Source organism: Lactonifactor longoviformis DSM 17459, assembly GCF_900129135.1.
GTDB classification, from domain to species: Bacteria; Bacillota; Clostridia; order Lachnospirales; family Lachnospiraceae; genus Lactonifactor; species Lactonifactor longoviformis.
The window spans coordinates 250,297-261,525 of record NZ_FQVI01000002.1; the positions used below are offsets into that span (position 1 = coordinate 250,297).

An 11,229-nucleotide genomic window follows, 5' to 3' on the forward strand; every position below is an offset into this window, starting at 1 on the left:
CTTTATACATCGTTTTTTCCCTTTTGCGCGCGGTTAAAAGTATAGCATACTTCCCGGTTCTTTTCTATGAATGTCAGGATATTTTGATAGACTTTTTCTTTCCCTTTCTCGTTTAATATTTCGTGCCGCATACCCGGATAGCGCTTTTGAGTGATGTTATGGTAGCCTGCTCTGTAGAGGCAGCGAATGGCATGATAAAATTTCCTGCCGCTTCCGATACAGGGATCCTCCGTCCCTCCCAGAAAAAGTATGGGAAGCTGCGGATTATAGCATTTCCAGTTCTTCTGATTGTATGTCTCCTCCATCAGATTCAGCAATCCCAGATATGCATCGCAGGAAAACGTGAATCCGCAGAGCCTGGACCTGTCATATTCTTCTACAACCTCAGGAACTGAGCACGTCCACCCAAAGCGGCTTTTTTCACCGGGAAATCTGGCCATATAGCTTCCAAAGGAAAGGGCTTCCAGCAATTTGCTTCTGTGCCTGCTCCCAAAAAGCTTTCCCTCTGTCCAAGCGATGAGAATCCCCAGCTTCACTGCCGGATTCTTGCTGGGTGATCCCGTTAAAATCAGGGTCTGTATCTGATCATCATATTTCTTTATATAGTTTCTGGCTATCAGGGAGCCCATACTGTGCCCCAGAAGAATCACCGGCACACCGGGCCACTGCTCCTTCGCCAGACAAGTCACCTGAAAGAGATCCTCTACCAGAGCATCGGCTCCCCCTCCGTAGAAATACCCCAGGTCCTCCTGGCTGCGGATACTTTTGCCATGCCCTCTGTGATCGTGAATGATACAGGCGTAGCCATGGGAAGCCAGATATTTCATCAGAGGAAGATACCGCTCTTTATATTCAGACATGCCATGGGAGATCTGAACAATGCCGCGTATCTCCCCCTTCGGTTCTACTGACCGCACATCCAGATCCAATTGGTCATAATTCGATGGTATCATAAGTTTATTTTCTATCATTATTACCACTTCCTCTCCTTTTTTATTTATTGATTATACATTTTGCCCAATATTTCCGAAACGATTGACAAACAATTGACACGACGGTATGATTACAGTATAGTACAAATGTGTTTTATTGTCACTAAATTCAAGGGGAAAAGGAGATATTGTATGGAGAAATTATTTAAACTCAAAGAACACAATACGGATGTCAGAACCGAAGTCATGGCCGGAATCACAACTTTCCTGACTATGGCTTACATCCTGGCTGTCAATCCTGATCTGCTCAGCGCTTCAGGGATGGACAGCGGCGCAGTATTTACGGCAACCGCTCTGGCCTCCGCCCTGGCCACCTTCATCATGGCTTTCTGGGCAAACTATCCCATCGCTTTATCCGCAGGCATGGGACTGAATGCCTACTTTGCCTTCAGCGTTTGTCTTGTTGACTTAAAGGACATTCAGGATCCCTGGAAAATTGCTCTGGCCGCTGTCTTTGTGGAAGGTATTGTCTTTATCCTGTTATCCTTCTTCAAATTCAGAGAAACCATTGTTAATTCTATTCCCAAAAACCTGAAGCTTGGGATCACAGCAGGCATCGGACTCTTCATTGCCTTCATCGGCCTTCAGGGTGCCGGGGTGACTGTCAGCAATGATTCCACACTGGTAGGTCTCGGAAGCTTTGCATCTCCCGGTGTTACCTTATGTGTTATCGGCGTGATTGCCATTGCAGTAATGAACCATTACAAGGTAAAGGGTTCTATCCTCTGGGGAATCCTTGGAACCTGGGTTCTGGGTATGATCGCCCAGGGAATCGGCTGGTATGCAGTGGATCCGGAAAACGGAGTTTACTCCCTGATTCCTTCCCTGTCTGCCTCCAGTTTTATTCCCCCGTCCATCGCCCCTACATTTTTCCAATTTGATTTCAGCTGGGTAGGCGGACATATATTTGAATTTATTGTCATTGTTTTTTCTTTCTTATTTGTAGATTTATTTGACACAGTAGGCACCGTTATCGGGATTGCCGATCAGGGCAATCTGCTGGACAAAGACGGCAAGTTGCCCCGTGTGGGCCGTGTGCTTATGGCAGATGCTATCGGTACCACCGCAGGCGCAGTTCTGGGTACCTCTACCATCACAAGCTTTGTAGAATCCAGCGCGGGTGTTGCAGAGGGAGGCAAGACAGGCCTTACGGCACTCACAACCGGAATTCTTTTCCTGGTAGCACTTTTCCTGTCACCTATCTTTCTGGCAATCCCGTCCTTTGCCACAGCACCGGCCCTTATTATCGTAGGACTGAATATGGCTTCCGCTGTACTTAAGATGGACTTCTCAGTAGATATGGCAGACGCGCTGGGCGGTTACCTGGCATTTCTGATGATGCCTTTGACTTATTCCATTGCCAATGGTATTATGTTCGGTATTCTGACCTGGATCGTAGTGAAGCTTTTTACAAAAAAAGCAAAAGATATCCATCCCATTATGTATGTAATCGGCATTCTCTTCCTGCTGAGAATTGTCAGCACTTTATAGTTTTGTTTCCAATACAAAAACAACCTAGTGACGAAATAAAACACATAGAAAGGACCCGGAGCTCTTCTCCGGGTCCTTTTTAAAAGACTGCGTCCACAATTTCCTGGGTATCTGTATCCACAAGGCCGAAGGTAGTCAGCTTCAGCCGGGGGATAACCGGCAGACTGATAAAGGCCAGTGTCATAAATGGATCAATTCCCTCCGGTACTCCCAGCTCTCTGGCTATCTTTTTCATTTTCAGTATCTGCCCCTCTACCTCCCTGAGCGGCCGGTCACTCATAATACCGGCAATCGGCAGGGGAAGCACTTCCAGAACCTCTCCGTCCAGCGCAATAGCCCATCCTCCCTGCATCTTTCTTACCGCCTCTGCCGCGGTGTACATATCCTGCTCACTGGCGCCTGCCACAATCAGGTTATGGGAGTCGTGTGCCACAGAGGATGCGATAGCCCCTTTTTTCAGCCCGTAATTCTTTACATAGCCCAGACCTATATGCCCGGTACAGAGATGCCGTTCCATAACAGCCAGCTTGATGATATCCTGCTGCACATCAGTGCCGTTGCTGGCAGAAGAATACTCTGTGATATATTCACCTGTGAGAATCTGTCCGGGGTGCAGTTCTATCACGCGCATCTTCTCCGGCTGCCTGTCCCTGGATACCGGCAGATAAAAGTCTTCCACGGTAAAGCGCTTCATACGGAAGGTATGGGTAACACTTTCCTTCAGCTTGCTGTTCACCACAGGTTCCTGAACAGCGCAGCCGTTATGCCTGTCTGCGGCCAGAAGCCCCTTTTTATACACCTGTTCCACCTGAATCTGTTCCAAATCGCTGAGTACCACCAGATCCGCCTGATAAGATGGCGCTACCGCCCCCAGATGCTTCAGGCCGAAATAACGGGCCGTATTATAAGTTGCCATCTTTACCGCTATGCAGGGATCTGCCCCGAGAGAGACCGCTTTGCGTATGATATAGTCAATATGCCCCAGTTTTTCCAGATCTCCCGGATGCTTGTCGTCTGTAACCAACATCGCATGCTCACAGTAAGGGCGTTCAAAGAGAGGCATAAGAGCCTCCAGATTCTTTGCGGCCGTCCCTTCCCGAATCATCATCCACTGTCCCTGCCGGATTCGCTCCAGCCCCTCCTCTGCGGTTGCACATTCGTGGTCAGACATCACTCCTGCAGTGAGATATGCGCAGAGTTCTTTGCCTCCCAAACCAGGCGCATGCCCGTCAACTACCTTTCCCTGGGAAACAGCCTCCTGAATCTTTTTCAACACATTCATATCCCCCGCGACGGTTCCGACATAGTTCATGACTTCTGCCAGCCCCACTACCCTTTTAGACTGGTAGTAGGGTTTCAGCTCCTCCGCCTCAAGGCAGGCACCGCTTTCATCCAGCAAAGCGGCCGGTACACAGGAGGGAAGGACAAAATAAACCTCCAGGGGAAGCCCTTCTGTGGCTCTCATCATGTAATCTATCCCCTGTGTGCCGCACACGTTGGCAATCTCATGGGGGTCTGTAAAAACTGCTGTTGTGCCGTGGGGAAGTACAGTTCTGGCGAATTCTGCCGGCTGCATCATAGAGCTTTCCAGATGGATGTGTCCGTCCATAAAGCCGGGGGCAATATATTTGCCGGTACAGTCTACCTCCTTGCGGCCTCTGTATGAGCCGATTCCAACGATCATTCCTTCACAGACAGCTACATCCCCCTCCTGAATATCCTCTGTAAACACATTTACAATCTTTCCATGTTTCAGCACCAAATCGGCGTCTTCCAATCCTCTTGCAACTCTAATCTGCCTCTCCAGCATATGTGCTCCCTCCATCAATTCCTGCATCCCCTTTGCACACAGCCAAAGGAGACTGTCATTATTTTATCTTTTTCCCTGCCACATATTTACCTGCTATCTGGCTGTCATCTGCCAGGTATATCAGGCGTTCCACTCTCTCTTTTACCGTCAGTTCCTGGGGATAGGGACACTGAGAATCATCCAAAACCACTGCGTCCATCTCATAGCCGGGTTCAAAGCTTCCCACTTTTCCGAAGAAGGATCCTCCCCCCTTCGTCCCCAGATAAAATGCTTCCTCAAAAGAAAGCGGTTTTAAGGAACTGTCAGAAAGCCTCCATCGGAGCTTTGAGGCCTGTATGGCATCTGCCATTGCCCTGAGAATAGATGTTGCAAATCCACCGGCCACATCACTCCCCAGCCCAATATTCATATCCTGTTCCAGATAGGTCCTTACCGGTGCCACACCAGAAGACAGGTTTGTATTAGACTGCGGGCAGTGAGCAATGTAGACACCCCGCTGTTTCATCCGCCGTATCTCTTCCTCTTTGGAATGTACACAGTGAGCCATTACCGCAGGATATTCCCCTCCGAACAGCCCAAAGTGATCGTAGGCATCCCCGTAGAAATCAGACCACGGGCAGAGCTCTCTCACCCATTCTACCTCTCCTTGATTCTCCGATAAATGAGACTGTACGGGAAGGCTGTATTCCCTTTGAATCTCCTTCAGTCCGCTCATCAGCTCATCTGTACAGCTGGGAATGAACCGGGGGGTAAGTATGGGACGTGTTCTCTCATATTTATCCCTGATCTTCCCAAGCCACCGCCTCGTGCTCTGCAGGGATTCCCCGGCGCTTTTCTCCCGGAGTTCATCCGGTGAATTCCGGTCCATATTTACCTTTCCCACCATCGTGATAAGCCCGGACTCCTCCAAAAGATCCATAAGCAGTTCCGTCGCCTCTTCATGTATGGTTCCAAATACCACCGCCCTGGTGGTGGCCCCATTCTTCAGATCCCGGACAAACATTTCATAAGCCTTCCCTGCATATTCCAGATCCCGGTATTTCGCCTCCTCCGGAAAGGTGTGTGTATTCAGCCAATCCAGAAGCTCCAGATCCATACCCAGCCCTCGGAAGGCATACTGGGGCGCATGGACATGAAGGTCCGTAAGGCCCGGAATAATCAGGCAGTTTCCCCAGTCCGTAATCTCTGCATCCTCGTATTGGGCGGGGAGACTGGAATATACCCCCTCTACGATTCCCTGTCTGCTGACCAGATACCCCCTGTCTGCTGACTCCAGCTGCTTTTTTCCGGTGCTGTAACAAATGTTGCCCCGCAAAATCAATAACTCCTGCATGTTTCTTCCTCCTTCCAAAACGCACAAAAGTTCCCGCTCTGACACGGGAACTTATAGTCAACTATTACGGTAGTTGGTAGAAACGTCCGTCCAATTACGAACTTATATAAGTATACATTTATCCGTTTTCCTCTTATACAACTTTATTATAATGGACACCGGAGGCACTGTCAACTGTGGAATCGCCGCCTTTTCCTGAAAAAGAGCCTCTTTCCATAAGGAAAGAAGCTCCTCAAATATGCCTCATTTATTTCTCTACGACTTCCAGAACATCCATAGGACAGGCCTTTGCACAGATACCGCAGGCAATGCATTTGGATGCAGCAGGTGAATCTTCTGCTTTTACCATCACGCCGAATGGACAGACCTCTGCGCATTTGCCGCAGCCTGTACAGAGTTTTTTATTTACTGTATATACCCCTTTCGCATTCTGTGTGATAGCTCCTGCTTCGCAGACTTCTGCGCATTTTCCGCACTGTGGACATACCATAGGCTTCGGTGCACCTTTTTTCTCTACGATTTCGATGCAGGATTTGCCAGGATCAAACTCTTTGTAGAAAGCATTCGAGCAGGCTCTCACACACTCCAGACATGCCATACAGGTTGACCCTTTTTTCACCGTTAGTTTTTTCATTAGAAATTCCTCCACCTTCACATAAATTATTGTTAAACTTTAATCATACCTGTAGTGTATCATTAATGATGGAATTTCTCAAGTAGAATTTGGGGGTTTTATGTCCTATTTTGTCTTGTCGTAATAGACCATAGCCATGATTTCTAAAGGCTCGTCATTTGGGTTTTCCAGGCTGTGGCTCTGTCCCACTTCGATCACACAAACATCCCCCGGAACCACCTCTGTTCTGCTGCCGTCATTGTCTGTAAAAACACCTTTACCGCTAAGTATGTAATAGGGTTCGGTTTCTCCTATATGCTGATGCATCCCGATAGAACTGTGGGGATGAATCACTACTTTTGCCAGCATCTTCCCATGTCCCAGCAGTTCCTCCTCTGATACGATGTGATGAAAGGTAACGCTTCCTTCCCCTCCTCTTACGTTCGATTTTGTGGCGATTGTCGCTTTTCTTACCATCTTTGGTACCTCCTGTAATCTTCATTTTCCATATTTCCAGTATACGTAAAAAAACAGAAATACGCAAGCACAGACTCTGTGCGGGTAACAGACTGACCTCTGGAATGCTTTCCGCATCTTCCACAGAGACAAGCATAAGTTTCCTATGTAATAAAAAAGGAACTTTGCACTCTGCAAAATTCCGGAAATAAAAAAAGCGCGAGACGGGACTCGAACCCGCGGCCTCGACCTTGGCAAGGTCGCGCTCCACCAACTGAGCCACTCGCGCATGTCATCAACGACAATAGTTAATATACTATAACTTGAATGAATTGTCAATGACTTTTTTCGATTTTTTCCTGTCCTTTTTTCTTGTCCCTATAGTAAATATTCTACTTGTTTATTATAATAGGAGAAACAGATAATCTTGGAGGTACTATCATGGATTCATCAAAAATAGCATTCTATCTGGAGCAGTCCAGAGATCTTTTTATACAGACAAGCAATACCATATGGGAGTACGCAGAAACCAGATTCGAAGAACATAAGTCCAGTAAACTTCAGGCTGACGTTATGAAACGTCTTGGATTTGAAGTATGCTTCCCCAGCAGTTCTCTTCCCACAGCCTTTCGCGCAAGGTACGGCACTTTGGGGCCTGTTATCGGAATTCTGGGTGAATATGACGCGCTTCCCGGGCTCAGCCAGAAGGCAGACTGTCCCTCTCAGCATCCCCTGGTTTTTCAGGGCAGCGGCCACGGATGCGGGCATAATCTTCTGGGGACAGCAGGTATGGCTGCTGCTTTGGCTGTCAAGCATTATATTGAGGATACCGGAATATGTGGTTCTGTGATTTATTACGGCTGTCCCGGGGAAGAAAACGGAGCAGGCAAAGCCCTCATGATTGAAGAGCATTTTTTTGATGAAACAGACATTATGCTGTCCTGGCATCCCCATTATAAAAGCGGACTTTTTAACAATTCTCTTGCCAATGTGCGGGTGACCTACACCTTTCACGGCAAAAGTGCCCACGCGTCACTGGCCCCCCATCTTGGGCGGAGTGCGCTGGATGCCTGTGAGCTTATGAACATCGGCGTAAATTACCTCAGGGAGCATATGCTGCCAGATGCAAGAGTTCACTACGCCTATCTGAACGCCGGAGGAACCGCACCCAATATTATCCCTGCCGAAGCACAGGTTTTTTATGCGATCCGCGCCCCAAAAGACAGAGACACCAGGGAGCTGAAAGAGCGAGTGGACAATATTGCACAGGGTGCTGCGCTGATGACCGGCACACAGGTAACCATCACGCAAAACGCCGTATACCGAAGCTTTCTCCCAAACCCCACACTGGATCAGCTTTTGATAAAACATCTGAAAGCCAGCACGCCGCTCCGCTATACTGAAGAGGAAATCCGCTATGCCAGAGCTTTTCAGCTGGAAGGAAGCCTTCCCAATGCAGAGCTTTCCATAGATCCCTATCCGGATCTGACGCTGGACCGTAAGAGCGGCATCTCTACTGATGCAGGAAATGTAAGCTGGGAGGTACCCAGCGGAAGTTTTATGGTTAACTGTTATGCAAACGGATCGCCCCTGCACCACTGGACCGTAACTGCCCAGGGCAAAGCTTCCATTGCACACAAAGGAATGCTGACTGCCTCACGTATCTTATCCTCTGCCGCTGCAGAGCTTCTGGAAACCCCGGAACTTCTCCACAGTGCCCGTGAGGATTTTAAAAAAGCCAGATCTGCAGTTTTGTAGTACGCAAAAAGCCCGCAAGAACTTTTCGTTCTCAAGGGCTTTTATGGTTTTAAGATAGCACTTAACATATACTGGTTATTAGGAAAGTTTTTATGGCTGATATCCTCCAGGCGGATAAGATCTACCTCCAGCCACAGTTCTTCCGCAACCAGCATCAGGTGAGAAAACATGACGCCAAAATTAAATTCTTCCCATTTTCCCAGATGGTTCATATTATGCTTTTTTGCAAAGATGTGAATCCTGCTGTCATAGACCACAAACCGCCAGGGCTGGCTATTCATGCTCGAGGGAGCAAGACGTGCACCTTCCAGAAGCTGGTTCATCCACTGACGGGGCACTTCTTTGTAAACGCTGAGCTCCTTCAGATCCATGCGCTTTGCCTCTGCTGCCTTCCGGTAAGGACTGCCTTTGCATTTTCCAAACGCCAGCATAATGACAAATTTCTTGTCCCCCAGTTTTCCCATACCAGGTTTGGGCTTCGCGCTGCCCACAAAACAGCTGCCTAGCCCCTTGGAGCAGATAAAGAGACTCATTTGCTCCATAATATAGCCTGCATTCATCAGCGCTTTATCCTTTTCTTCCGTATAAATTGCCATATAATAAGGTGCTTTTACCCCAAAAGGATTCAGTGATATCTGATGCTTCTTGGTATTATCTATTACTGTAATTTCTGTCTGGATTCCTGCATTCAGTCCCTCAATTTCTTTATGATAGTCGCATATTTCCTTTAAAAGCTGAGGACTGATGGGTTCCATCTCGTAATTTCGGATGGATTTCCTGACGAATATTGCCTCATACAAGTTCATACTCTCACCTTTTTAATCATTCTGTAACAATATTGTAACATACTTTTTCCCAAATGCAATGCCAAATTTATTATTATTTTATTAATGTTTCTATGCAATATGCTCAAACTCGGTTTTTATCTATAACAGGTGCTCCAATTCCTGCAAATATTCCTGGAATACCTTCAGTGCGTCCTTCACCGGCTCCGGCTTTGTCATGTCCACCCCGCATAATTTCAGGAGGTCTATACAGTCCATAGAACTGCCCCCGCTGAGAAATTCTTTATATTTTTCAACAATTCCCGGCTCCTTTTTCAGAATCTTGCTGCTGATAGCAATGGCTGCAGAAAACCCGGTGGCATACTGATAAACATAGAAGGGAGTATAAAAATGGGGGATTCTGGCCCACTCCAGAGCAATCTCCTCATCCAGCACTACCCCGTCTCCAAAATACTCTCTGTTCAGATTATAGTAGGTTTCATTCAGCCATGCAGCATTGAGAGTACCCCCATTTTCTACTTCTTTATGCGCCTTCTTTTCAAACTCGGCAAACATAGTCTGGCGGTACAGGGTCCCTTTAAACTGATTCAGAAAATAATTAATCAGATATGCCTTTTCCCTTTTATCACTTGTATGTTTCAGCAAATGGTGTATGAGCAGCGCTTCGTTGCAGGTAGAGGCCACTTCCGCTACAAATATTTTGTAACCGGCATAGAGGTATGGCTGCTTCTCATCCGAATAGCTGGAATGCAGAGCATGCCCCATCTCATGTGCAAGGGTAAATACCTGGTTCAGATTCTCCTGATAATTCAGCAGCACATAGGGATGCACCCCATAAGCCCCCCAGGAATACGCACCTGTTCTTTTTCCCTGATTCTCATATACATCAATCCAACGGTTTTCAAAGCCCTCTCTCAGCCGGCCGGCATATTCCTCCCCCAGGGGAGCCAGGCCATCCAGAACCATCTCCTTTGCCTTGTCAAAGGGTATCTTCATATCTACATCATCTACCAGCGGTACATATACGTCATACATATGAAGTTCTTCCACTCCCAATGCCCTCTTCCTCAGTTCCAGATACCGGTACATCAAATCCATATGGCTGTGCACCGTCTGAATAAGATTATCATACACTTCCGTGGGAATTTTGCTGCCGTCCAAAGCAGCTTCCAAAGATGATCCATACTTTCGCTCTCTTGCCTCGAATACTGCATGGCGTACATTGGAATCAAACGCGGCAGCCAATGTGTTTTCAAACTGCCTGTAGGTATGATACAAGCTCATAAAGGCATCCCTGCGCACCTGCCGGCTGCTGCTCTCCAGGTATCCGGCATAGCGGCCGTGGGTCAGGGGAACTTCATTGCCTTCCTCATCGGTAATTGCGGGAAAGGTAATGTCCGCATTATTAAACATACTGAAAATATTTCCCGGACCCTGCGCAAGCTCGTCTATTTTAGCCATGAGTTCTTCCATCTCTTTTGTGAGGGTATGCTCCTTTTGACGGATGATTTGATTCAGAAAGATTGTGAACGGTTTTAATCTCTCATCCTCCTCTATAAATATATTCAGCTTCTCCTGGGGTATGTTTAATATCTCCGGTACAATATATGCGGTTTTACTGTTCAGCAGAGTCATGAGAACCTGGGCTTCTCCGGTGAGTTTCTGGCTGGTACTGTCGGCAGTATTCTCATGAAGCCTCTGATTGGCGTATACATACAGCCTTTCAAAGAGCTGGCTCGTACTACTGTATTCTTCCAGCATACCGGAAAGAACGCCGCTGCTCTCTCCAAGTGATCCCTGATACTGCTCCAGCTTCTCTATCTTATGTCTGAGTATCTCTGCATCCTTTTCCCAAGCTTCCCTGCTTGGATATAAATCTTCTATGGCCCAACGGTCTTCTTCCTTTACTTCCTCTCTCTTCCATACACTCTTGCTTTCTGCCATGATGATTCCTCCGTTAATTTTCTTCTTTCAGTATACTATAAACCATT

The 11,229-nt window shown here is 47.4% G+C and carries 9 protein-coding genes, 1 tRNA gene and 1 riboswitch; of the genes, 2 read left to right on the forward strand and 8 right to left on the reverse strand.

Annotated elements, in window-relative coordinates:
• Positions 1-2: 2 nt before the first annotated feature.
• Positions 3-971: an alpha/beta fold hydrolase gene (locus BUA56_RS03650; protein WP_072849083.1), complete on the reverse strand. Its 969-nt coding sequence runs from the start codon at positions 969-971 to the stop codon at positions 3-5.
• Positions 972-1,124: 153 nt separating this feature from the next.
• Here BUA56_RS03650 and BUA56_RS03655 point away from each other — a divergent pair, with 153 nt between their 5' ends.
• Positions 1,125-2,483: an NCS2 family permease gene (locus BUA56_RS03655; RefSeq protein ID WP_072849085.1), complete on the forward strand. Its 1,359-nt coding sequence runs from the start codon at positions 1,125-1,127 to the stop codon at positions 2,481-2,483.
• Positions 2,484-2,562: 79 nt separating this feature from the next.
• On the opposite strand, the gene ade is transcribed toward BUA56_RS03655, so the two are convergent.
• From ade to BUA56_RS03680, 5 genes are all read right to left on the reverse strand, one after another.
• Positions 2,563-4,293 (reverse strand): adenine deaminase, encoded by a 1,731-nt coding sequence (ade, locus tag BUA56_RS03660; protein ID WP_341443348.1) that lies wholly within the window; start codon positions 4,291-4,293, stop codon positions 2,563-2,565.
• Positions 4,294-4,351: 58 nt separating this feature from the next.
• Complete coding sequence (locus tag BUA56_RS03665) at positions 4,352-5,626, reverse strand: amidohydrolase family protein (RefSeq protein ID WP_072849089.1); 1,275 nt, start codon at positions 5,624-5,626, stop codon at positions 4,352-4,354.
• Between the two features lie 34 nt (positions 5,627-5,660).
• Positions 5,661-5,756: riboswitch (purine riboswitch) on the reverse strand.
• Between the two features lie 117 nt (positions 5,757-5,873).
• A complete protein-coding gene (locus tag BUA56_RS03670) occupies positions 5,874-6,260 on the reverse strand; it encodes a 4Fe-4S binding protein (RefSeq protein WP_072849090.1) in 387 nt (128 codons plus the stop codon).
• A 105-nt stretch (positions 6,261-6,365) separates the two neighbouring features.
• On the reverse strand, positions 6,366-6,716 hold the full coding sequence (locus tag BUA56_RS03675; RefSeq protein WP_072849092.1) for a cupin domain-containing protein: 351 nt from the start codon (positions 6,714-6,716) through the stop codon (positions 6,366-6,368).
• A gap of 195 nt (positions 6,717-6,911) precedes the next feature.
• Positions 6,912-6,984, reverse strand: a tRNA-Gly gene (locus BUA56_RS03680).
• 152 nt (positions 6,985-7,136) lie between these two features.
• On the opposite strand from BUA56_RS03680, the gene BUA56_RS03685 reads away from it, so the two are divergent.
• A complete protein-coding gene (locus tag BUA56_RS03685; RefSeq protein ID WP_072849094.1) occupies positions 7,137-8,453 on the forward strand; it encodes an amidohydrolase in 1,317 nt (438 codons plus the stop codon).
• 41 nt (positions 8,454-8,494) lie between these two features.
• Here BUA56_RS03685 and BUA56_RS03690 read toward each other — a convergent pair whose 3' ends face one another.
• Together BUA56_RS03690 and pepF are read right to left on the reverse strand one after the other, a co-directional pair.
• Positions 8,495-9,259 carry a nitroreductase family protein gene (locus BUA56_RS03690; RefSeq protein WP_072849096.1) on the reverse strand — a complete coding sequence of 255 codons (765 nt, stop codon included), beginning with the start codon at positions 9,257-9,259 and terminating at the stop codon, positions 8,495-8,497.
• A 120-nt stretch (positions 9,260-9,379) separates the two neighbouring features.
• On the reverse strand, positions 9,380-11,182 hold the full coding sequence (gene pepF / locus BUA56_RS03695; RefSeq protein WP_072849098.1) for an oligoendopeptidase F: 1,803 nt from the start codon (positions 11,180-11,182) through the stop codon (positions 9,380-9,382).
• Positions 11,183-11,229: the final 47 nt, after the last annotated feature.

Coding starts and splice junctions, on each gene's coding strand:
- BUA56_RS03675 (WP_072849092.1), bottom strand. CDS start 6,716: ATGGTAAGAAAAGCGACAATCGCCACAAAATCGAACGTAAGAGGAGGG.
- pepF (WP_072849098.1), bottom strand. CDS start 11,182: ATGGCAGAAAGCAAGAGTGTATGGAAGAGAGAGGAAGTAAAGGAAGAA.
- ade (WP_341443348.1), bottom strand. CDS start 4,293: ATGCTGGAGAGGCAGATTAGAGTTGCAAGAGGATTGGAAGACGCCGAT.
- BUA56_RS03670 (WP_072849090.1), bottom strand. CDS start 6,260: ATGAAAAAACTAACGGTGAAAAAAGGGTCAACCTGTATGGCATGTCTG.
- BUA56_RS03650 (WP_072849083.1), bottom strand. CDS start 971: ATGATAGAAAATAAACTTATGATACCATCGAATTATGACCAATTGGAT.
- BUA56_RS03655 (WP_072849085.1), top strand. CDS start 1,125: ATGGAGAAATTATTTAAACTCAAAGAACACAATACGGATGTCAGAACC.
- BUA56_RS03690 (WP_072849096.1), bottom strand. CDS start 9,259: ATGAACTTGTATGAGGCAATATTCGTCAGGAAATCCATCCGAAATTAC.
- BUA56_RS03665 (WP_072849089.1), bottom strand. CDS start 5,626: ATGCAGGAGTTATTGATTTTGCGGGGCAACATTTGTTACAGCACCGGA.
- BUA56_RS03685 (WP_072849094.1), top strand. CDS start 7,137: ATGGATTCATCAAAAATAGCATTCTATCTGGAGCAGTCCAGAGATCTT.